Source organism: Banduia mediterranea (genome assembly GCF_031846245.1).
In the GTDB taxonomy this organism is placed as follows: Bacteria; Pseudomonadota; Gammaproteobacteria; order Nevskiales; family Nevskiaceae; genus Banduia; species Banduia mediterranea.
In genome coordinates, this window is record NZ_JAVRIC010000010.1 from 54,101 (window position 1) to 76,098 (window position 21,998).

The window sequence follows — 21,998 nt, forward strand, 5'->3', positions numbered from 1 at the left end:
GTGATAGGCGTGAGGCGAGAGGCTCGTAGCCCTTTCGCCTCACGTCTCAAGAGCAAGCCATGAACACACTGATTCCATTCGACTTCTCCCGCCAGGGCGCGCGTGGCGTGATCCTGCGCATCGACGAGGGTGTGGAAGCGATGTTCGGTGCGCGCGACTATTCGGCGGATGTCCGGCAATTGCTGGGCGAGGCGGCGGCTGCGGCGCCGATGTTGGCATCGCACCTCAAGTTCGAAGGCCGCATCAACCTGCAGTTTCAGGGCGGGGACCGGATTCAGCTGCTGGTGGCGCAGGTGGATCATCAGTTGCGCGTGCGTGCCATGGCCAAGGCTGGCCCCGAAATCGATGGCAGTTTCAAGGAACTGCTTCAGGGCGGGCTGCTTGCCTGGTTGCTGGAGCCTCGGCATGGCCAGCCTTATCAGGCCTACGTCGAGATCAGCGGCGACAGCCTCGCCGCCTCGCTGGAGGGCTACTTCGCACAGTCCGAGCAGCTCCCGACACGGCTGCGGCTGGCCTCGGGGGCGACCACTCTGGCCGGCCTGCTGTTGCAACGCGTGCCGGGCGCGGACGGCGACGATGCGGATGGCTATTGGCAACACCTCTGCGCCTTGTTCGGCACACTGAAGGCCGAGGAATTGCTTTCGACCGATTCCGATACCGTGCTCAGGCGTCTGTTCCATCAGGAGCCGCTGCGGCGTCACGAACCGCGTGAGGTCCAGCTGTCCTGTACCTGTTCGCGCGCCAGCATTTCGCAGATGCTGCTGTCTCTGGGCCGCGACGAGATCGAACCGATCTTCGAGGAGCGGGACCATGTCGAGGTCACCTGCGAGTTCTGCGGTCGGGAATACCGCTATGTACGCAGCGAAGTCCAGGAGCTGTTCGACGGCGCCGAGGCCCAGCGTGAGCCGAACCCGATTCAGCAGACGCATTAACGTGAATCACGCGCGACGTGATGCCGACTGACCTCGCCCGCTTGCGGGAGAGGGCGCGCGCGCGACTGCGAGCGGTGGATGAGGGGAACGGCCGTGCCGCAGCAGGTTCATTCTGCAGGGCGCAGCTCGCGGCATAGCCGTTAGTCGCGCACATTGCACTGGTCGCTTGAACTGATAAAAGCGTACCCGAGTGAGTTGAACCGTCAGCAGGGCCGGGTAGCCGCCCTGTCGGCGCGGCTGTTCCCCAATCACTGACTTCGGATCCGCCTGCCGTGCCGATCGGCCGCGAACCCCCATACATTCACGATTCCGTCTGACTTTGGTCGCAAAAAGGTCAGGTTTGAAGCGCCCCCCGTTTCTAAACTCGACGCAGCTGTTTTTACGCATTCTTCCTGCGCATCGAGTGGCAAGGACATTCTCGGGGGAATGAACCATGAGCAACAAACGATGGTCCGCCATGTTGGCGGCTGGATTGTTTTCTGTGCTGCTGGCCGCCTGCGGTGGCGGCGGTGATGGCGACAAGTCATCGATCACATTGCAGGGCTTCGTTGCCAACGCGCCCTCGCTGAACGGCGGTACGGCGACGGCTACGGCCAGAGACAAGTCGGCCGACTCCGCCATCGATAGCGACGGCAGCTAGACCGTCACGCTCGACGACCTTTTTTCGGATGGCTTCCATGCAACGACACATTCTCAGCCGCAATGGCCTGCTGGCCGTCGCCGTGCTACTCGCCGGCATTTGCGCACCCCGCGCCCACGCCGACTCATTCCACTATCGCAACCTGCTGATCGGCGATCGTGCCACCGGCTTCGGCGGCGCCTACGCCGCCTTGTCGGACGACGCGGCCGGCCTGTACTACAACCCGGCCGGTACCGTCTATTCGGAGGAGTTGGCATCGGCCACCGTCAACGTGCTGAGCATCTCCAATGTCGAATTCGAAGACTTCTTTCCGGACGGCGGTTCGCTGGAGGTGAGGTCTTCGGGCCTGGTTCCGAGCTACTTCGGCATCCTGCGCCATATCGGTACCGGCACCATCGGGTTTTCGATCACGGTCAGCGATTACTTGTCGGATCGGCAGTCGGATCGGGGCAGCTTCGACGTCGGCAGCGCCCACGTCGATCAGTTCCTGACCGGAGATGGTGACTATCGTCACTACAACATCGGCCCGAGTTTCGCGCAGGCGCTGAACCAGAACTGGTCCTGGGGTGCGTCCCTGTTCGGGACCTATCGCGATGAACGCGAAGCCCGCAGCATCGGTGGCGATGCCACCAAGCCGGGCGCCGAAGCCGGATCGACCGACCGACTGTACGTGCTGACCAGCTATCGCATCGAGGACACACAGATCGGCGTTCGTCCGCAGCTCGGCCTGCAATATCGCAACGGCGCGTTCAAGGCGGGCTGGACCGTGTCGCGGGACTTCGCGCTGACCCGCGACTACGACTATTTCTATCGTTCCGTGCGCAATCTCACCACGACCAATGCCGACCGCAGCGAAGCCCTGGTCGACTACCTCGATGCGTCCGCGGACTCCAAAAGTTCCGAAAAGCAGGCGCATCCCTGGCAATTCTCGCTCGGTTTGGCGATGGACCTGACGCCCTCGTGGACGGTGTCGGTGCAGGTCGACCAATACCTGTCGGTCGATGACGACATCGTGGCCGGTGCCGATGGAGCCTCGCCGCCGGTGACGCGCCAGTTCGATGCTGTAACCAACTGGTCAATCGGTAGCGAATGGCGTTTGAGCGATCGCGTGGGTCTGCGAATGGCGCTCTACACTGACAACGCCAATCTGGATGCCGAAGACGCTGGCGCGTTCGAGCGCCGTGAGTCCGTGGACTTGCTGGGTGGAGCCCTGTCCGCCTCTTACCGCGATGACACGCGGACCTACAAGCTTGGTTTCTACTTCAGTTCGGGAGACGGCCACGGCACGCTCGGTGACCTCGGAGAACTCAATTTCGGTGGTCAGTCGGTGGTGGACATCAATGCGACGAACTTCACGCTGATCTTCGGCGCCACACTTTAAAGGGGAAGGAAAATGGAAAGGGGAAGGAGAATGGGCGAATCCGGACGGATGTGGGGGCTCGGCGGCGTTGGCACGCTGCGCCGTGCGATCGCAGCTTCGGTGATATTGCTGCTGGTCGCCTGTGGCGGCGGAAGCGGCGATAGTGGTGACATGATGGACGATGGCGGTGATGGCGGTGATGGCGGTGATCGTGGCGATACGCTGACGCTGACTGGCTTTCTCGTCGATTCCGGCGTCCAGGGTGTCGCCTTCAGCAGCGCACCGTCGGGAATGTCCGGCCTGACCGGCACCGGCGGCGCCTTCACCTACCTTAGCGGCGACACGCTCGGCTTTTCAGTCGGCAACATCATGGTCGGCGCCCCGGTGCCAGGACGCTACAGGATTTCCCCAAAGACGATTGCCGACAGCACGGTTGCGGCCGGTGGGGTACCTACGGGCGTAAGCGCGGACGACATCGCCACCAATGTCGCGGTCTTCTTTCAGACTTTCGACGACGACGACAATCCCGACAATGGCATCGTCATCGGCAGCGACGTTACGGCGGCGGCTGGGGGCAAGTCCCTGGAGTTCGCGCAGCCCACCGACGAGTTCGTGCAGGACCCGGTATTGACGCAGCTTGCGCAGGACACGGGGCATGAAGTCGTCGACCCGGCGGCGGCCAGCGCGCACACCGAGCGATCGACACGCGAGCAACTTGCAGGATCATGGACAGTCGACGACTCGGCGGTCGGCGGCGGGCTTGATTCTGCGGTAATCAGTTTCTTCACTGACGGGACCTATCTGTTCGGAACCGACCATAATGATCCGGACTGTTCCGATGGTTTCGAGTACGGACGTTATGCAATCGATGCCGAAGCGGGAACGTTTCAGGCCGTCGGCGCCTACATCGATACCACGGGCGCGAACGGTGCTTGCGGCTTGTACGAACTACCCGAAGGGGGCGCGCTGTTCAACCTGGGCTTTGTCGATGCCGACACTCTGGAGCTGGTCGTTGCGAGCGATCCGGATTCCATCGTCGAACTCAAACGGGTGCCGGACAGCAGCGATATCGTCGGTAGCTGGCTACTCGACAGCCTGCCCGGTGACGGGGGGCCGGTCGTGGCCAGCTTCTTCGCCGATGGTGGGTATTTCCTCGTCGAGGTCGGCGAATCACCTTCTGGCGATTCGCGCGGCATCGAGGTCGGGACCTGGTCGATCGATTCGGATCACAACCTGACGGTGACCCAGACCGTGGACACCAATGGCGACGGGGGGCTTTCGGACCAGGACGGCACGGTCACGCTGCAGGTCGATGCGGCGGGGCAGTTGGAACTGTACGTCTCCACGGAAGGCACCTATCTGCTGGACCGTCTGCCCTTGCCCAAGGTGATCGATGTTTCGGACGTCGTCGGAGCCTGGTACGCGCCTGACCCTGCGGCGCCGAACGCCGATCCCGAGGCAGCAACGCTCACGATCGTCAATTTCCGGGCGGACGGCCAATATGTGTTCGGCAGTCAGGATGTCGATCCCGACTGTGACCGCGATTATCATGAACTCGATACCGGCGTTTACGACCCCAACTACGATCCTCCGGTCGACGGCGATCTCGACGCGGACGGCGTCGGTTCGGAGCTGGCCTCGTGGAACCTGGAATCGGGCCTGGCCCGCCTGTTCACCGCCGATGCGCGGGTCGATTCGGACGGTGCTTGCGGGCTCTACAGTCGTACCGCCTTGTTCCCGGGGGCGCCGGATACCGCTGCCTACCTGGAAGTGGTGGACGCCAATCGTTTGAATGCGATCTTCTACGAACTTCAGGATGGTGGCACCGGGGAAACGGAGTCCGGCGAATACGAACCGGAAGTCCGCCCGCGGCCGCTGCTGCGCATTCCGTCGGTGCAGAACTCGCTCGTCGGCAGCTGGACGCATTACGAGTCGCCGGGCCGACCCGACAGCATCAGCTTCTTCGCCGGCGGTTCGGCGTTCGTGATCGATACCGATGAAAATGGGGGTGTGGAACGCAGTACCTGGTCTCTGAACGAGGCGGGTAGCCAAGTCACGCTGGTGACCGACGGCAGCGACCCGTATTGCGTGGACACGATCGGCGCCAGTTCGGACTGCGACGGTCCGCCGACCGGCACCACCTACGATCTCGCGTTCTCGACGGATGGGCGCCAGGCCACGCTGACCGAGCCTGCGACGGCTGAGGTACTGACATTGGTCAAAGTGACTTCACCCTGACCTAGTGGCAAGCCTCATCAAAAAAGGCCGGGATTGCCCGGCCTTTTTTGATGTTCGGGAGAGGACACGCGGCAGAGCCCCTTGGGATGGCTGGCGTGCGCTCCGCGGCGCGGAGTAAAGCGTTCGTGCATGTACTGCGCGACGGAGTCATGACGGTGGTACAGGCTACGGCTTTTGAAGAGGCTTTCAGCCCCAGCTTTACTGGGAGGTCGGCGCCGGCAAAAGAAAAGGGCCACAAAAAGGGCCACAAAGTGGCCCTCAGCTGCGAAAACACGACCTTTATTCTGGGTGTCGACTGCTCACCCCCCGATGAGACAATCGTCACGGCTAGGAAGCCGGGGCCGTGTCGCCTAGATGGCAGGCCCGTGCAGAGTATGTGCACCGCCGTCGCCGGTCTGTCCGATTCACTGATGGATTTGTGAAGAATTCCTGACGGGTTCAATAAACCTGTGTAATATATGGAGAAATTGTTCTGTCAAACCACGGGCAGGCCTTGGTGATGATATGAGACTGGTGGTTCCGGACCGTATTCCGGACGCCGAAATCGCAACTCAGACGCCAGCGGCAGGGGAGTTGCGCTGGCAATTCTCGGTGTTCGAACTCAACGAAGCTACGCGCGAGCTGTTTCGCGATGGCGTACTGCTGCACCTGGAACCCAAACCGCTCAACCTGCTCATGTACCTGTTGCGCCGTCCCGGCGAACTGGTCACCAAGGACGAATTGATCGAGGTGGTCTGGTCGGGGCGGGTCGTCACCGACAATGTCGTCGCCCGTTGCGTGACCAAGCTGCGTGAGGTCTTCGGCGACGAAGGGCAGGCGCTGCTCAAGACCGTACACGGCTATGGCTACCGATTTACCGCGCGGGCGGTCCGGGTGTGCGACGACGCGCCGGAAGCCGCGCCGCTTCCCCAGTTCCGGCCCGGTGATTCGCCGCCAGGGCGGCCGGAATGGGTGCTCGTGGAGCATCTGGCGTCGGCCGGCGAAGTGTGGCTGGGCCGGCACCGTTCAAGCGGCGCTCAGAGCGTCTTCAAGTTCGCGACCGATGGGCGCGGGCTGACCAGCCTCAAGCGGGAAATTTCGATCTACCGGCTGATCAGAGGCGCATTGCAGGCACCTCTGCCGGTGGTCGACATTCTCGACTGGAATCTGGACGAAGCACCGAGTTTCATCGAGATCGAGCACCATCCGCTCGGCAGTCTCCGCGACTGGGTGGAGGGACGCGGTGGACTGGCGCTCCTGCCGTTGTCGGAGCGCTTGGCTTTGATTGCCGAAATTGCGGTCGAGGTTGCGGCGATTCACTCGATCGGTGTGCTGCACAAGGATCTCAAGCCGGCAAACGTGCTGGTGTCGGGTATTGGCCAGCAGCGGGCGAGGTTGCTGCTCCGTGATTTCGGCAGCGGCCGTGTCGACATCGAAAGGCTCGGGGCGCTGGAACTGAGCCGCCTCGGATTCTCGCAATCCCAGTTGGGCGAGCGCGAAACCTTGGGCACACTGCTGTATACCGCGCCCGAGGTGCTTTCCGGGCAATTGCCGACGGTCAAGGCCGATCTCTACGCCTTGGGGGTGATGCTGTTCCAGTTCGTGGTCGGTGACTTGCGACGGCCGCTGGCGCCCGGTTGGGAGCGGGACGTCAGTGATGAACTGCTGCGCGAGGACATCGCGCGCGCCGCGGACATTCAACCGGAACACCGCCTGGCCGATGCGGCCGAGCTTGCGCAGCGACTGCGTACATTGCAGGAACGGCGCGATCGCGTGGAAGCGCGCAGCCGCGAAGCGGCCGCGCGCCAACGTACGCTGGAGCAGGCAGAACGAGACCGGCTGGCTCTGGAGCGTACCCGCGCCCGTCGGGCCTGGATGTACGCTCTGGTGGCGACCCTCGTGTTGGGTATCGCCGTTTCATTCTGGCTTTATCTGAGGGAACGCGAGGCCGAGCGCCGCGCCAGTACGGCGGCCGGTACCGCCTATGCAATCAACGCCTTTCTCAACGACGACGTGCTTTCGGCGGCGGACCCGTACCTGTCCGGCGGCGGACGCAATGTCACGGTGAACTCGATACTGTCGCGTGCCGCCGGTCGCCTGGGAGCACTCAAGGATCGGCCCACCGTGCACGCGCAGCTGAGCCTGACGATCGGGCAGGCCTACGTCAATCTCGGCCTCACCGATGAGGCACGGGACGTTTACACCCAGGCGCTTGACAATGCACGTGGGCGTCTGTCGCCGCAGTCCGGAGAAATGCAATCACTGTTCCGGAGGCTTGCCTGGCTGGCTCTGGAAGATGGTCGCTACCCGGAGGCTCATCGCCTGTTCGACGAGTTGTACGAGTCTGCGCAGGTGTTGCCGGATCCCTGGCGCCCGGAGGCTCTGCTGCGTGCTCGTTATGGACTGGCGCGGCTGGACTACGATACCGGAAACTTTGTCCGCGCAGTGCAGGACTACGATGCGATTCTGGCGGACCTGCGTGAGCAGGGCGTCGATAATCCGCGGTTTCAGCGAGAAGTCGAATGGGATCTGGCCCAGTCCCTGTACGAGACCCACGACTGGGCACGGGCCGATACGCTGACCCGCAATGTGGAAGCCTATTTCAGCGAAAGCCTCGGTGCCGAAAGTCCGGGCCTGTACTGGATTCGAGTGGGATACGGGCTCAGCCTGCTGGTGCGCGAGCGCTTCGGGGAGGCCGGCGAGCTGTTCGAGGCGGTACTGGCACAATCCACGCAGACCCTGGGTGAACGGCATCCGGTCAGCATGGCCTGCACTGAAGCGCTGGGGATGATTCGCCTGCGTCAGGGCGACGCCGCCGAGGCGCTGCCCTATTTTCAGACGGTTCTGGACTGGCGCATGCGTTATCGAGGACCGCAACATTACCTGACGCGCGAGGCGATGCTGCGCAAAGCCGAGGCCTTGTACGGATTGAACCGCTATTCCGAAGCGGAGGAACTGTTGACGCGCGCGCGCGAACTGTCGGTTGCGCAGCTCGGTGAGGAACACCCTGCGAGTCTCTCGATTTCAAGGGTGTTGGCGGAGACTCGAGCGGCTCTCGGCAATACGGTACAGGCGCAGGCGATGTTCGACCGCGTATTGGCGCTTGGACCACGACGCATGCCTGCCAATAACCTCCGTTTGGCGTGGACACATTTCGGTCTCGGTCGGCTCTATCGTGCGCAGGGGCGTGAAGTGCGCGCCGCCGTGCAATTCGAGCAGGCGTACCTCGCCTTCGAAGCGGCATTCGGGAGCCAGGATTCGAGAACGCTGGAAGCGCAGCGGCTGCTGCGCAATCCGAGCGCGGCCCCGAGTCCGCGTCTGTTCTGAGCGGGGCCGCCCGGCGCACAAAAGACCCGGTGGCTGGCTCGAACGGCGGCGTTTTCGAGCGCATTGATGTTGCGCCGCACAGAGATGAAATTCTAGGGGCTCATTTCATCGACAAGCAGCTTCCGCGAGTGCCGCCGCCGTCAATTCCGGCTATCGGTTAGAATCGGCGTCCTGTCGAGCCCGAATATCACTCATCAACTTGTATTGATCGGGGTCGGGCATTGGCGAGTCAATGATGAGAGCTGCTGAACGCTCGGGGGCGGTTTGGCGTGGGGAAGAAGCGGGATTCACTGGATGAACTGCCGGTCTCGGCGGGTCTTTGGCAATTTGGGGAGTTCGAGCTGGATCAACGGTCACGCGAGCTGCGTTGTGGCGGTGGAGCCCTGGAACTCGAGCCCAAGCCGTTCAACCTGCTGGTGCTGTTGTTGCAAAATGCCGGCGAACTGGTGACCAAGGAAGAGCTGTTCGATTCGCTGTGGCGCGGCAGCATCGTCACCGATTCCGTGCTGACACGCTGCGTGTCCAAGCTGCGACAGGCGCTCGGCGACAGTGCCGGCAAGCGCATCGTCACCGTTCATGGCTACGGTTATCGCCTGCAAGGCGAGGTGCGGCACCTGGACGATGAAGCGCCGCCGCCGCAGGACCTCGCCGCCGGCGTGCAGCCCGAGCCCGGAGATCCACTGCCGTACCGCAGCGGCTGGCGCTACGAAAAGCGCCTCGGCGGTCACGGTCACACTTGGCGGATCGTCTCAAACGACGGGAGCCAGCGGCGTGTGGTCAAGCAGGCGAGCAATGTCGCTGAAGCCCACAGCCTGTACCGTGAGCACAGCCTCTGCAGTGTGCTGTTTCGTGCGTATGGCGAAAGCGGACCGTTCGTGCGCGTGCTTGAGTTGATTTCGCACGAGACCTTGCCGGCCCTTGAGTTTGAATATCTGCCGGCCGGTTCGCTCGGCGACTGGTATCTGGATTGCGGCGGTGTCGACCGCGTGTCACTGGAGTGTCGGATCGATCTCGCCATTCAGATTGCGGAAGCCCTGAATGCCGTTCATCAGGCGGGCATTCTGCACAAGGATCTCAAGCCCTCCAATCTGCTGATCGAAATCGATTCGCAGGGAGCGCCGCGCGTGCGGCTCGCGGACTTCGGCGCCGGTCATTTGCTGCAGCGTTCACGCCTGATTGAACTGGGGCTGACCCGCGGATTGTTTCCGACCCTGGCGGACAGCGGTTCGGGCACGCCGTTCTACACAGCGCCGGAAGTGTTGGACCAGCAGACGCCGACGGTGCGCTCCGATATCTATTCACTCGGCGTACTCCTGTATCAACTGGTGACCGGCGATCTGCAGCGTGCCTTCACGCCGGGCTGGGAGCGCGATGTTCCCGACGAAATGCTGCGCTCCGACATTGCGGACTGCGCCGACCGCGACCCCGCGCGCCGGCTCGGTTCGGCCGATGAATTGGCGACCCGTCTACGGTTGCTGGCACAGCGTCGGCGTAACCACGAGGCGCAGCGCCAGGCCCAGGTCGAGGCGCAACTGGCGGGCGAAGCATTGAAATTCGCAATGGTGAGCCGCCGTTGGAGCTGGCGCCTGGCCCTGACTCTGACTGCCGCGCTGCTGGTATCGGCGGTGCTGGGCTGGAATGCTCGTCAGGAGCAGCGCCGTGCCGAAGTCCACGCAGCCACGTCCCGCGCGATCAACGGCTTTCTCAATGACGATCTGCTGGCGGCGGCCAACCCCTATCTCGGTGACGGCGGCCGCAATGTCACGGTCGCTTCGGTGCTCGATGCGGCGACGGATCGGCTACATGAACGTCTAGGCGCGCAGCCGGAGGTCATGGGCAACGTCGCCTTGTCGCTTGGTGGCGCCTACGAGAATCTGGGTTTGCAGGAGGAGGCGGAGCGTCTGTACGGCTCGGTCCTGGCGGAGCTGACGCCGCGTTTGGACGCGAGCGCATCCGTGATCCGCGACCTGAGGTTCAAGCTCGCCTATGTCGAGGTCGAGCTGGCCCGCCTCGATCTGGCCGCACTGCATTTCGAAGCCCTGCGTCGGCAAGCCGAAGCGGAGCACGGGCCCTGGGCCATGGATACGATCCGCGCGCGCTACGGGGCGGCCTGGGTCACGTTCGAGCAGGGGGATTACGTCGAGGCCGCACGTCGCTTCGAGCTGCTGGACGAAGGCACGCTCGCGGCGGGTTTCGGCGACACGCCGACCTATATCGACATCTGCTGGAACCGCGCCGAAGCGGAAATCGAATTGCACCATTGGGCGCTTGCCGAGCAACTGATGCGGTTTGTGGTCGCGCGCTACACGGACGATAACGGCGCCGATAGCGCCCGTGTGCTGTATCCCAGCATTACGCTCGGCTACATCCACCAGATGCGCGGCCGGTTCGATCTGGCCGAGGCGGAACTGCAATCGGTGTACGAGCGATCGGTGTCGCTGCTCGGCGAGCGGCATCCCGTGAGCTATTCGGCCCTGCATCATCTCGGCATCCTGCGTTTGCGCGAACATCGCTATCAGGAGGCCGAGCAGATGTTCCAGGCCGTGGTGGATGGGCGTACTCGTCTGTATGGCGAGCAGAGTTTCATGACGCGGTACTCGATGAATCGGCTCGCCCAGGCTTGGCTGGCGCTGGGGCGCAGCCACGAGGCCGAGGCGCTGTTCGAGCGCACCTGGCAGGCTTCGGTCGAACGCTTGGGCGAGGCGCATCCGAATTCGCTCGACATTTCGCGTGGCTACGCCGTCGCGCAGGCCGCCAATGGCAAGACCGAAGTCGCCGAGCAACGCCTGCGCCGCATACTGGAACTGGCGCCGCAGCACCTGCCGCCGAACAACAATCGTATCGGGACGACGCATCTGGCCTTGTCCGATCTGCTTCAGGCAACGGGGCGTCTCGATGAAGCACTGGCCGAGGCGCAGGCCGGCGAACGGGTGCTGCGAGGTGCCTTCGGTCCCGAGCAGGACGAAGTTCAAGCCGCACAGCGCATGGTCGCCCGCCTCAGCGCGCAGGCGAACGGCAGCGGGCTAGCCGCTACCGTCACCGATCCACCGGTTCAGAAGCTGAAGCGATAGCCGAGCGAGAAACTGATCACCGGGTAGATGTCGAACTCGCTAATGTCGCTTTCGAGAGACTGGCGCTCCTCTTCCAGATCGGCCTGGAACTGCTGCGCTTCGGCCGAACTGCCGTTGACATCGAAGCTCGTGCCGGAGCCCTGCTCCTGTGCCGAGCCGGATGCACCCATTCCGATCTTGGGCGAACCCTGAAACAGGGCGCCGAGCTCGAATCGGAAATACCAGTTGGAGGTTCCCTGAATCGGGTTGCCCCAGCCGAATCCGGCGTAGGGCGCCAGCGAGTCGAAGTCCAGCTTGCCGCGCAGCTTCAGCGGATCGTTCGGATCGGATGTGTAGGTGTTGTCACCGAGTTCATATTCCTCGTTGCCGGTGTTGTCGGAGGCCTTGATCTTCACCGTGTTGCCGTTGGACATCAGGCCGCCGCTGATGAAGAAGCTGCCCTTGAACGGATGGAAGTCCGCCAGCACGCCGATCGTGCTGAAATCCAGCTTGCCGTTGTATTCGATGTCATCTTCTTCGAAGTCCTTGTCGTAGGGCAGCACCGAAAACGGTACGCGGATGTTGAGGCGTTCGTTGACGCCGATCGTGCCTTCGATGCCGTAGCCCAGGGTTCCCAGCCGCGCCCCGGCGGCGGCGTCGAGCGCCGACGCCAGCGGCGCCACGCCGAGTAGTGCGGCGCCAGTGAGTCCCGCGGCGAACATGGCGAATTTCATCTTTACCCCCGAAAGTGCGGATTGGAGGGGCGATCTTGGTGCAGCGCAGCCCGCAGTACCTGAAGCTGCCGCGATGAAATTCCGACGAAATTCCGACCGTTGGCCGTGGATCCCTCATTCAAGCCCGGCGTTCGGTCGCATCACTGGTTCAATGTAAGCTGGAGCGCCGGTGTCAAAACGTTTACCGCTGGGGTTGGCTGGTGCTGGCGGCCCCCGGCCTGATGGCTTTCCTGCTGATCCGTTTTTCGGGCATGCCCTTGCTGGAGCAGCCCTGCCGAACGGACGGCGGATTCATGGCGTGCCGGTCCAGCACTGGTCCGGCGGCAGCCTGCTGCCCAACGATCGGAACCGCAGCCTGTGGCAGGGCTACGTGATCGAAACGGCCGCCGGCCCGGTCTACTTCGCCGGCGCTACCGGCTACGCTGATCACTTCGAGTGGGCGCATGAGCGCTTCGGCGACATGCGCCTGGCCTTGCTGCCGATCGGCGCCTACGAGCCGCGCTGGTTTCTGGCCTATCAACACATGAATCCCGCGGAGGCGGTACAGGCGCATCTGGAGCTTCGTGCGCAGACCAAGCCTGGCGATTCACTGGGGCACCTTCAAGCTGACCGCCGAAGGGCAGATGCAAGCACGGCAGGTTCTGATCGCGGCGCGTCGGGGACGAGGCCTGAGTGACGTAAGCTTCCAGGTGCCGGACTTCGGCGAAGCGATGGAAATTGGGCCGCTGAGGATGGAAACAGGAGGCTGAGGATGACACGAATGATCTTGCCGGCGGGCCTTGGAATCGGGCTGCTGCTGTGCTCACTGGGCGCGGCCGCCGAGGCGGGCGCGCACGTCGAACGCTTCTATGGCTACGCCTATGATCTGGACAGCGATCGCTACATCTACACCGAGGTGCACGAACAGCACTGGCAGGACGGGCGCGAACAGACCGCCACGATCCGCTATGTCGATCCCGAGGGCAGCACGCTCGGCAAGAAATCCCTGGACTACCGGCAGGACTACTTCGTGCCGGTCTACGAACTCAGCCTGCCGGACCTCGACTATGAGGAGGGGATACGCGCGGCGGGCGAGGACATCGAAATGTTCATGCGCGATGGCGACCGGCAAAAGCGGAAATCGATCGACAAGCCCGAGAGCGTGACCGCGGATTCCGGATTCCATCACTACCTGCGGGCCCACTTCGAAGAACTGATGGCAGGTGAGACCATCAAGTTCACCTTTGTGGCCGCCGGCAATCTCGGCGACTACAGCTTTCGCGCCAAGCGCATCGACGATACCGAATTCGAAGGCAAGCCCGCGGTCCGTTTCAAGGTCGAAGCCGCCTCGTTGCTGCGTCTGGTCGCGCCGAAACTGAACCTCAGCTACGACCCGGACAGCCAGCGCCTGCTCGAATACCGCGGGCCGTCCAACATCCAGAATCCCGAGACCGGCAAAGTCTACGACGCACGCGTCGCGTTCTATTCGACGGCACCGTCCGGTGTCGCCAAACTGCCGCCATTGGATACCGAACAATAGAGTCCCGCCATGCTCAGACACTGGCTTGTCGCCGTGCTGCTTTCCGTTCGGCGGCGGAACCTGCCTGCGGCGTCAATCGGCTGCGTAATGCCAGTTCCCACGCGGACTCCCTCCGGGCCGACGTCTGTTCGCTGTTCCTGGCGTCCTGGCGTCTTTGCGCGAAACCCAAAGATTGGGGGACTTGATCGCCCATCTTGCGGACACCCGCTCGACACCCAATAATCGCGCGCCGGAATTTTCCGGTGTGCGAAATGTGAGGGCCGCGAACCATGGCCCAAGCCAACCCCTGTCTGTCCTGTGGCGCCTGCTGCGCCCATTTCCGCGCCTCGTTCTATTGGGCTGAAGCCGACGATGCCACGCCCGATGGCGTGCCGGTCGAGCTGACCGAACAGTTGACGCCGCTGTTGCGGGTGATGAAGGGCAGCAATCAGCCCGCACCGCGTTGCTGCGCGCTGCTCGGCGACATCGGGCAGTCGGTTCGCTGTACCATCCACCCGCGCCGCTCGTCGGTCTGTCGCGAGTTCGTTCCGTCCTGGGAAGACGGCCTGCACAATCCGCGCTGCGATTCGGCACGTGCCCGTTGGAATCTGCTGCCACTGAGGCCCGAGGACTGGATCGATCCGACCCCCACGATTCCGGGTGAGCCCGGCGTGATCGTGGCTGCCTGAGCACAGGGTCTGCCGATTCCGGCCAGGCCGCGCCGCGCGAGTTCCGAACCGATAAGAAATTGAGGCATGACCACAGCCGCAGAAACCACCGCCAGACTGCTGATCACCTGCCCGGATCGTCCCGGCATCGTGTCGGCCGTGACCACGTTCCTGTTCCGTCACGGCGCCAACATCACCGAACTGGATCAGCACTCCACCGACCCCAGTGGCGGCCGCTTCTTCATGCGCCTGGAGTTCCAGACGCCGGGCCTGGATCTGGCGGACAAGGCGCTGGAGCAGGCCTTCGCCGAGGACGTGGCGCGCCGCTTCGACATGGAGTGGCATATCTCGCACGCCGCACGCCGGCCGCGCATGGCGGTGCTGGTGTCGCGCCACGATCATGCGCTGCTGGAACTGCTGTGGCGCTGGAACACCGGCGAGCTGGGCGTGGATCTGGCCGTGGTGATTTCGAACCATCCGGACCTGCGCGACGAGGTGGAGCGCTTCGGCGTGCGTTTCGAGCAGGTCCGGTTCACGGCGGACACCCAAGCCGAGGCCGAGGCCGGCATGCAGGCGATCCTTCAGGATGCGGCCGACTTCGTGGTGCTGGCGCGCTTCATGCGGATACTGTCGCCCGGTTTCGTGGCGCAGTGGCCGGCCCGCATCATCAATATCCACCACTCGTTTCTGCCGGCCTTCGTCGGCGCCGATCCGTACCGCCAGGCCTATGAGCGCGGCGTGAAGCTGATCGGCGCGACGGCGCACTATGTCACCGCCGATCTCGATCAGGGGCCGATCATCGAGCAGGACACCGCGCGCGTGTCGCACCGCTTCGAGACCGTGGACCTGAAGCAGCTCGGCCGCGATCTGGAAAGGCAGGTGCTCGCGCGCGCGGTGCGCTGGCACGTCGAGGACCGCATCATCGTCGACGGCAACAAGACCGTGGTGTTTGCCTGAGCTTCGGTCGGGTGCCGCTCAGGCTTCCCAACTGAGTTTGTTGCGGGTCTGTGATTCAGCTTCCAGCAGCTCGCCGTAGCGCTTTTCGACCTGGGCGCGGCGCACCTTGAAGGTCGGTGTCGCGAGCCCGTTGTCGACCGACCAGCTGTCCTTGACCACCACCATCTTGGCGATCGCCTCGTGCGGTTCCAGCGTCGCGTTCACGGCTTCCATGTCGCTGATCAGCCCGGCCTCGACTTCTTCGCGCGGCTTGTTGCGAGCGTCCTCGTTGAGTGAAACCAGCATGATCGGCTGTTTGAGATTGTTGCCCACGAAGCACACCTGGTCGATGTCGTGGTTGCGTGCCAGCTCTCCTTCGATCGGCACCGGCGCCACGTACTTGCCCTTGGCGGTCTTGAAGATTTCCTTGACGCGGCCGGTGATGTAGAGGTAGCCGTCCGCGTCGACACGCCCGATGTCGCCGGTCTTGAGCCAGCCATCGTCGGTGAAGGTTTCGCGGGTCTTCTCGGGCTCCTTGTAGTAACCCTGCATCACCGCGCCATGGCGGAACAGGACCTCTCCGTCGTCCGCAATCTTCATGTGCGCGCCGGGCATGGTCTTGCCGACCGAGCCGATGCGGTTCATGCCGGGCCGGTTGGTGGTGGCATAGATCGCGTTCTCGGTCATGCCGTAGCCCTGGAACACCGTCAGCCCGATCTTGTCGAACCATTCGAGCAGCGGGATTGGCATCGGCGCGGCACCGACGATGCACAGATGCGCCTTGTCCAGACCGAGCCCCTTGAGCAGCTTGCGCTTGACGATGCCCGACAGGATCGGGATGCGCATCAGCCTGTCGATCTTGTGCTGCGGCAGCAGCCGCAACACGCCGGACTGAATGCGGTTGTAGACCAGGGGCACGCCGAAGAATCGCGTCGGTCTCGCGTATTGCAGCGCGGCCTGCAGTTTGTCCACGCTTTCGATGAAGTAGACCTGCGCGCCGAGCACCATGGAAGTCAGTTCGACGGCGCCGCGTTCGAACGCATGCGCCAACGGCAGATAGCACAGCAGGCGCTCGCGCCCCCGGGGTGGCATGGCTTCGATCAGACCGTCCGCGGCGAACATCATGTTGCCGTAGCTGACCATCACCCCTTTCGGATGGCCGGTGGTGCCGGAGGTGTAGATCAGCGTCATCAGCTGATCGGGTTTGGGTTGCGGCATTTCGGTGAGTGGCGCGTGTTCCTGCACCAGCACACTCCATTTGAGCGCCTGTTCCGGAACGCCGGGATAGGGCATCTGCACGATGCGAATCCCTGGCGGAACGGCCTTCAGGAAGCTGTCGATGTCGGGCATCGGGCCCAGGAACAAAACCTGCGTTTCGCTGTGCTCGAGGATGTAGCTGACATGCTCCGGCGCTTGGTTGGGGTACAGGCCAACCGTGACGCAATCGGCCATGGTGATCGCCGCATCCGCCATGTACCAGTGCGCCGTGTTCATGCCGGAGATCGCGACACGGGCGCCCGGCGCCAGATCCAGTGCCTTGAGGGCGGTGGCCATGCGCTGCGCCTGGTCGGCGACTTCGCTCCAGGTATAGCTACGCCATTGTCCGTTGACCGGCTGATGCAGGTACGGTTCGTTGGGACGTTCCTTGACCCATTGCATCAGCAGATCAATCGGGCTGTGGATGCTCATAAAAGCCTGTTTCTCCACCATCGTTTTTCGAGATGACCGGCATCTTAACCAAAAGTGGCTGACTGCGAGCCTACCGTGGTACGAACTGTCGCAGTGTGCGTCGCTTGCGGGCTGCGCTGGCGTGAATCCTGCTTTTTCACTGCATTAAATTTCACCATGGCGCAGCGAGGTTCTGGGCGCAAAGCAATTCGGCGCGTGGTGGATGGGGATTCGGGGGCGGTCAAATGGATTCGAAAGTCATCGGGAGTGGTGTGCTCGCGGCAGGCGCCAGTGTGGAAGGCTGCGTGATCGAACGCGTGGTCGGCGCACCCAGCAAGTACGGCATCAACTATCTGGCCTACGACAGCGCCGAAGGGCTTGTCGTCCTGCGTGAGTTTCTGCCCTTGGGTGTGGCGCAGCGCATCGATGGCCAGGTGCTGCCGCGCGGGGAGCAGGGGGAAGGGGTGTTTCGCTGGGCCTTGCGCACCTTCATCGGAGACATGGAGGCGCTGATACGGATACGCCATCCCAATGTCGTGGCTGTTCGTCGCTGCTTCGAATCGGCTGGCACCGCCTACGCCGTGATCGAATACATCGAAGGAGAAGCCCTGACTGCGCGTCTGCAAGGTGGTGGTTTCGATGCTGCCGAGCTGGGGCATTTGATCGAACCGCTGATGGACGGCTTACGTGTGGCACATGCCAACGGCCTGGTGCATTACGACATCGAGCCCGGCAACGTGATGCTGCGCCGTGACGGCGGGCCGGTGCTCGTGGACTTCGGTGCTGCGCGCAATGTCGTCCGGCTTCGCCACGGCGCACTGGGAACGAGCGCGGCCAGCGGATACGCGCCGATCGAAGAGTACAGCGTGACCGGACGGCGCGGCCCCTGGACTGACGTCTACGGTCTCGGCGCCATCGCCTATCGGGCGATGACCGGGCAGCGTCCGCCATCCAGCGCGGAGCGTCAGGCCGGTTCGGTGCTGCTGTCCTGCGAGACGACCGCGTCCGAAGCGTTCCCGTTGGCCTTGCGGCAGGCCGTCGACTGGGCCCTGGCGCTGGAGCCGGCGCAGCGTCCGCAGACGGTCGAACAATGGCAGGCGGCGTGGCGTGGCGAGGCGGCGATTCCGGACTTCGAACTGCAGCCGGCGCCGCAATCCTCGGCACGGGCGGCATCGCCGGTGGTGCCGGAACCGGTGGTGCCGCCGCCGATCGCGCCGCCGACGATAGTCCCGTCCCGCCGTCCGCGTCGTCCCTGGCTGCTGCCCGTTGTGGTGTTGGCGCTGATGTCGGTGCTGGCAATGGGCTGGACGCTGCGCCCGTCCAGCCGCGAATACAAACGGGGCGCGGATGCCGTCGTGGTGGCGGCCGAGCCCGCCGTCCCGAAGGTTCAATCGAGCGATGCTGCGCCGGAATCCAGCACTTCACCACCAAGAGCACTCGTGGCGCCAAAAGCCAGGCTGGTGTTGCAGGGTTCGGCGCTGGATCGTATCGCGACTCAGGCTCTGGATGAGGTGCAACAGCAGCGCGAGGCCGAGCAGCAGGCCTTGATCGATCAGCAACGCGAGGCCGAGGAAAGCGCACGACGTGAGGCGCAAGCCAGGGCGCGGCAGGCGGAGATCGAAGAGGAGGCGGAACGGCTGCGTAAGGCGCGGGAAAATGCGCTTGCGCCGGAACGCCAACGCCAGGCCCAAATCCAGGAGCAGGCTCAGGAGGCCGCGACTTCGCCGGAGCCGGTCGCTGTGCGCGAAGCCGAGGCGCAACGCCAGGCCGAGATCGCGAATCGGGAGCGACAGGAACGCGAAGCGGCATTGGCCGCGCGGCAGGCTCGTATCGCGCGTGAGAAAGCCCAATGCGCCGTTCACATTACCGATGTGTTCAACAATGCCGACTTTCTGTACGAGGATTTGGCCGCGATGGACGATGTCCAGACTTTGCCGAATGGTCGCCTGCGGACGCCGCCAATCGACACCGACGATGGACGCAAAGCCATTGTGGAGATCGATCGGGGAGGCTGCGCGCGAGTGCGTCCAGCGCGTTGAATCGTGTTCCGGTGTTCAGGATTGTGGCTGTCCGAGCCTTGGCGCTGGCGCCAGTGAGGGGCGCCAGGCGTCGTCGAGGCGCACCGGGTAGTGAAAGGCGGGCTTGCCGCCGACATCGTCGACCAGGCCGCATGCACGCACTCGCGGGTCGCGCAGCGATTCCTCGAGTTCCAGTACCGCAGCCGCTTCACGTCCGGGCCGGCCCGCGCCAGCACGCCCGACCGGAACGATTCGATCACGACATCGGCGTGCATGGTTCTTTCGAGGGAGTCCCTCGATGTGCCCGGCGCGGTGCGGGTCCAGCGTCAGCGATCGTTTGCCGCAGTTCACCAGTTCGAACAACTCGGCGGACAGCCGCGCAGGCTGTCGCCGCCATTCGGGCCTTCGATCTTCGTGACCTCGGTGCCGAGCTGCGCCAGATAAAGGGTGCAGAATGGGCCAGGCAACAGGCGCCTCAGATCGAGCACGCGCACGCCATCCAGAAGTGGGTTGCTCATCGGGAATTCCGGTGTCGGTGGTGCGGTATTGAAGCTTGCGTAGCCGCCAAAGGAAATTACCCGCCGGGGCGGGTAATTGGTGAAACCTCGGATGTGATCCGGCTCCGCTCAGACGCCAGCGGTCCGTTTCAGGGGAGGCGGCTCCTCGGCCAGCTGATGACCCTGTTCGTCGAGCTTGATGAAATACTGCTCCGGCGTGAATTCGTCGACTTCGATGGCGTCGAGCCGTGCGTCGAGCGCAAACTTGAGGTGGCTGACTTCGCCGGCATCGATGATCCCGGCCTTGGCCGCTTCCTCCGCCAGATCGGCCGGTAGCGGACCGCGTGGGAGCTTCTCGGCCTTCTGTGCCTTGATGATCTTCTCTGCGGCAACATGGGCGCGGCTGACCAGGCGGAAGGCTTTGATGAGCCGCCCGACCCCGACGGTTTCATCGTCCGACAGGAACACGCCCTTGGCGAGCCGCTGGTACTGGTCGTTGTAGGTCTGGATCGTCAGTGCGGCGGCGTGGGACCGCGCATCGGACGGGTGCCTGCCCATCGGATTGATGCGTGCCCACGGCAGCAGAAACACCCGCATCAGCGTACCGATGAGGCCGTCGAAGTTTTCAAAGATGCCCTCGTAGGCGCTTTGGATCTGCGCCAGCGCGAACTCGCAGCCGTACTGGACCAGGGGCAGATCTTCCTCGCGCCGGCCCTCGGCCTCGTAGCGGCGTAGCGCGGCAATGCCGAGCAGCGAGTAGGCGATGACGTCGGCGAACCGGCCTGACAGCTTGCCGCGCGCCTTGAGCTTGGCGCCCAGGGCGAACAGCGCGATATTGGCCAGCATCGAGAAGCGCGCCGCACTCCAGGCGAAACGGCGGTAATAGCGCGCGGTCGGACCCGACACTGGCGATCCGGCCAGCCAGCCGCGGCTGATGCCATACAGCCCGGCGCGTCCGATACCGACGAAGAACGAAGCGATCCAGGCCAGCAGACTGTTGCGGAAGGCAGCACCGTCATCATTGTCCACCGCGTGCACGATCTTGAGCGCATACGGGTGACAGCGCGTGGCACCCTGGCCGAACACCAGCAGGGTGCGCGTCATGATGTTGGCGCCTTCCACGGTGATACCCACCGGCACGCTGGTATAGGCGCGACCGAGAATGTTGTTCGGCCCCTGAATGACGCCGGCGCCCGAGTACACATCCATGCCGTCACTGATCAGTTCGCGGGCGAGGTCGGTGGTGTAGGCCTTGAGCGCCGCGGCGGCGACCGGCGGGCTGGTGCCATTGTCGATGGCCGAGCAGGTGAACACGCGCGCGCCTTCGCACATGTAAGCGATGGCGGCGATCTTGCCGACCTTGTCCTCGACGCCTTCCATGCGGCCGATCGGCAGGTTGAACTGCTGGCGCACCATCGAGTAGGCACCGGTGACGGCGGAAGTGGCGATCATGCCGCCGACCGCGCCGGCCGGCAGCGAAATCGCACGGCCGCCGGCGAGCTGGGTCATCAACATGCCCCAGCCCTGGCCGATCTTCTCGCGTCCGCCGATGATGTTGTCGATCGGGATGACCACGTCCTTGCCGACCAGTGGGCCGTTGTAGAAGGTCTCGCCGATCGGCAGATGGTGGTTGCCGCTTTCGAAGCCCGGCGTGTCCTTGTGGATCAACACGGTATTGATCCCGCAGTCCTCGTTTCCACCGAGCAAACCTTCTGGGTCGCGCAGGCGGCAGGCCAGGGTCACCAGCGTGGCGATCGGCGCCAGCGTGATGTAGCGCTTGCGGAAGTTCAGGCGAATCTTGATGTCGCCATCCGCATCCTTGAACAGGATGCCTTCGGCTTTGATCGAGGCGGCATCGGAGCCGGCGGTGGGCTCGGTCAGCCCGAAGCAGGGCACGTATTCGCCCGTCGCCAGGCGCGGCAGATAATGCTCCTTCTGTTCCTGGCTGCCGTAGTGCTTGATCAGCTCGGCGGCGCCGAGCGAGTTCGGAATCACCACCATGGTGCCGACCGGCTGCGAGGCGGTCTGCAGCTTGAGCAACACCGAGGAGATGCCCTGGGTGGAGAAATCGAGCCCGCCGTACTGCTTGGGAATCAGCAGGCTCATGAAGCCCTTGGACTTGATGAAGTCCATGACTTCGTCGGGCACCTTGCGAGTCTTCGCGATCTCGTAGAAGTCACACATCCGCAGCAGCTCGTTGCAGGGGCCGTCGACGAACGCCTGCTCCTCGGGCGGCAACGTGGCGTAGGGCTGCTTCAGAATGTCCTTGAAATCCAGCTTGCCGGAGAACAACTGGCCGTCGATCCAGACGTCACCCGCTTCCAGCGCCATCTTTTCGGTTTCGGAAATGCGCGGCAGGATCTTGGCCGCCTTCATCCAGTGCATCAGAGCTTTGAACATGGGAACCTCGTGACATTGGGCGATCGCCGCAGACTCGCGGCCGGACCTTGCGG

The 21,998-nt window shown here is 63.7% G+C and carries 16 protein-coding genes; 11 read left to right on the forward strand and 5 right to left on the reverse strand.

What is annotated here, in order from left to right; genetic code table 11:
* Nucleotides 1-59 precede the first annotated feature (59 nt).
* From hslO to RM530_RS08830, 6 genes are all read left to right on the forward strand, one after another.
* Nucleotides 60-932, forward strand: a complete 873-nt coding sequence (gene hslO, locus RM530_RS08805; protein ID WP_311364853.1) for an Hsp33 family molecular chaperone HslO — start codon at nucleotides 60-62, stop codon at nucleotides 930-932.
* A gap of 433 nt (nucleotides 933-1,365) precedes the next feature.
* Nucleotides 1,366-1,572, forward strand: a complete 207-nt coding sequence (locus RM530_RS08810) for a hypothetical protein (RefSeq protein WP_311364854.1) — start codon at nucleotides 1,366-1,368, stop codon at nucleotides 1,570-1,572.
* Between the two features lie 37 nt (nucleotides 1,573-1,609).
* Nucleotides 1,610-2,953: an OmpP1/FadL family transporter gene (locus tag RM530_RS08815; protein WP_311364855.1), complete on the forward strand. Its 1,344-nt coding sequence runs from the start codon at nucleotides 1,610-1,612 to the stop codon at nucleotides 2,951-2,953.
* 30 nt (nucleotides 2,954-2,983) lie between these two features.
* Nucleotides 2,984-5,170 carry a hypothetical protein gene (locus tag RM530_RS08820; protein WP_311364856.1) on the forward strand — a complete coding sequence of 729 codons (2,187 nt, stop codon included), beginning with the start codon at nucleotides 2,984-2,986 and terminating at the stop codon, nucleotides 5,168-5,170.
* 504 nt (nucleotides 5,171-5,674) lie between these two features.
* On the forward strand, nucleotides 5,675-8,476 hold the full coding sequence (locus tag RM530_RS08825; RefSeq protein ID WP_311364857.1) for a tetratricopeptide repeat protein: 2,802 nt from the start codon (nucleotides 5,675-5,677) through the stop codon (nucleotides 8,474-8,476).
* Nucleotides 8,477-8,745: 269 nt separating this feature from the next.
* Complete coding sequence (locus RM530_RS08830) at nucleotides 8,746-11,547, forward strand: protein kinase domain-containing protein (protein ID WP_311364858.1); 2,802 nt, start codon at nucleotides 8,746-8,748, stop codon at nucleotides 11,545-11,547.
* Here the strand turns inward: RM530_RS08830 and RM530_RS08835 are convergent.
* Nucleotides 11,529-12,248, reverse strand: coding sequence for a hypothetical protein (locus RM530_RS08835; RefSeq protein ID WP_311364859.1), 720 nt, complete (start codon nucleotides 12,246-12,248; stop codon nucleotides 11,529-11,531). The genes RM530_RS08830 and RM530_RS08835 overlap by 19 nt on opposite strands.
* 181 nt (nucleotides 12,249-12,429) lie before the next feature.
* On the opposite strand from RM530_RS08835, the gene RM530_RS08840 reads away from it, so the two are divergent.
* The 4 genes from RM530_RS08840 to purU all read left to right on the forward strand — a co-directional run bounded on the left by RM530_RS08840 (nucleotide 12,430) and on the right by purU (nucleotide 15,383).
* Nucleotides 12,430-12,936, forward strand: a complete 507-nt coding sequence (locus RM530_RS08840) for an MBL fold metallo-hydrolase (protein ID WP_311364860.1) — start codon at nucleotides 12,430-12,432, stop codon at nucleotides 12,934-12,936.
* Nucleotides 12,937-13,011: 75 nt separating this feature from the next.
* Nucleotides 13,012-13,779, forward strand: coding sequence for a hypothetical protein (locus RM530_RS08845; protein WP_311364861.1), 768 nt, complete (start codon nucleotides 13,012-13,014; stop codon nucleotides 13,777-13,779).
* Nucleotides 13,780-14,048: 269 nt separating this feature from the next.
* Nucleotides 14,049-14,447, forward strand: a complete 399-nt coding sequence (locus tag RM530_RS08850; RefSeq protein ID WP_311364862.1) for a YkgJ family cysteine cluster protein — start codon at nucleotides 14,049-14,051, stop codon at nucleotides 14,445-14,447.
* 66 nt (nucleotides 14,448-14,513) lie between these two features.
* Nucleotides 14,514-15,383, forward strand: coding sequence for a formyltetrahydrofolate deformylase (purU, locus tag RM530_RS08855; RefSeq protein WP_311364863.1), 870 nt, complete (start codon nucleotides 14,514-14,516; stop codon nucleotides 15,381-15,383).
* Between the two features lie 18 nt (nucleotides 15,384-15,401).
* Here the strand turns inward: purU and RM530_RS08860 are convergent, their stop codons facing one another.
* The gene (locus tag RM530_RS08860; protein ID WP_311364864.1) at nucleotides 15,402-17,051 is read right to left on the reverse strand and encodes an AMP-binding protein; all 1,650 of its coding nucleotides are present in this window, start codon (nucleotides 17,049-17,051) and stop codon (nucleotides 15,402-15,404) included.
* A gap of 224 nt (nucleotides 17,052-17,275) precedes the next feature.
* On the opposite strand from RM530_RS08860, the gene RM530_RS08865 reads away from it, so the two are divergent.
* Nucleotides 17,276-19,069, forward strand: a complete 1,794-nt coding sequence (locus RM530_RS08865; RefSeq protein WP_311364865.1) for a serine/threonine protein kinase — start codon at nucleotides 17,276-17,278, stop codon at nucleotides 19,067-19,069.
* Between the two features lie 15 nt (nucleotides 19,070-19,084).
* Here the strand turns inward: RM530_RS08865 and RM530_RS08870 are convergent, their stop codons facing one another.
* The 3 genes from RM530_RS08870 to RM530_RS08880 form a co-directional block, all read right to left on the reverse strand.
* Entirely contained in the window at nucleotides 19,085-19,399 is a 315-nt protein-coding gene (locus tag RM530_RS08870; protein ID WP_311364866.1) for a hypothetical protein, read from the reverse strand.
* Complete coding sequence (locus tag RM530_RS08875) at nucleotides 19,396-19,566, reverse strand: CoA transferase (RefSeq protein WP_311364867.1); 171 nt, start codon at nucleotides 19,564-19,566, stop codon at nucleotides 19,396-19,398. Before RM530_RS08875 ends, RM530_RS08870 begins: the two co-directional genes overlap by 4 nt.
* 108 nt (nucleotides 19,567-19,674) lie before the next feature.
* Entirely contained in the window at nucleotides 19,675-21,945 is a 2,271-nt protein-coding gene (locus tag RM530_RS08880) for an acyl-CoA dehydrogenase (RefSeq protein ID WP_311364868.1), read from the reverse strand.
* Between the last annotated feature and the right edge of the window lie 53 nt (nucleotides 21,946-21,998).

Excerpts from the sequence above, each read along its gene's own strand:
- RM530_RS08835 (WP_311364859.1), bottom strand. The coding sequence starts at position 12,248 with ATGTTCGCCGCGGGACTCACTGGCGCCGCACTACTCGGCGTGGCGCCG.
- RM530_RS08860 (WP_311364864.1), bottom strand. The coding sequence starts at position 17,051 with ATGAGCATCCACAGCCCGATTGATCTGCTGATGCAATGGGTCAAGGAA.
- hslO (WP_311364853.1), top strand. The coding sequence starts at position 60 with ATGAACACACTGATTCCATTCGACTTCTCCCGCCAGGGCGCGCGTGGC.
- RM530_RS08810 (WP_311364854.1), top strand. The coding sequence starts at position 1,366 with ATGAGCAACAAACGATGGTCCGCCATGTTGGCGGCTGGATTGTTTTCT.
- RM530_RS08825 (WP_311364857.1), top strand. The coding sequence starts at position 5,675 with ATGAGACTGGTGGTTCCGGACCGTATTCCGGACGCCGAAATCGCAACT.
- RM530_RS08850 (WP_311364862.1), top strand. The coding sequence starts at position 14,049 with ATGGCCCAAGCCAACCCCTGTCTGTCCTGTGGCGCCTGCTGCGCCCAT.
- RM530_RS08815 (WP_311364855.1), top strand. The coding sequence starts at position 1,610 with ATGCAACGACACATTCTCAGCCGCAATGGCCTGCTGGCCGTCGCCGTG.
- purU (WP_311364863.1), top strand. The coding sequence starts at position 14,514 with ATGACCACAGCCGCAGAAACCACCGCCAGACTGCTGATCACCTGCCCG.
- RM530_RS08875 (WP_311364867.1), bottom strand. The coding sequence starts at position 19,566 with ATGAGCAACCCACTTCTGGATGGCGTGCGCGTGCTCGATCTGAGGCGC.
- RM530_RS08880 (WP_311364868.1), bottom strand. The coding sequence starts at position 21,945 with ATGTTCAAAGCTCTGATGCACTGGATGAAGGCGGCCAAGATCCTGCCG.
- RM530_RS08820 (WP_311364856.1), top strand. The coding sequence starts at position 2,984 with ATGGGCGAATCCGGACGGATGTGGGGGCTCGGCGGCGTTGGCACGCTG.
- RM530_RS08845 (WP_311364861.1), top strand. The coding sequence starts at position 13,012 with ATGACACGAATGATCTTGCCGGCGGGCCTTGGAATCGGGCTGCTGCTG.
- RM530_RS08865 (WP_311364865.1), top strand. The coding sequence starts at position 17,276 with ATGGATTCGAAAGTCATCGGGAGTGGTGTGCTCGCGGCAGGCGCCAGT.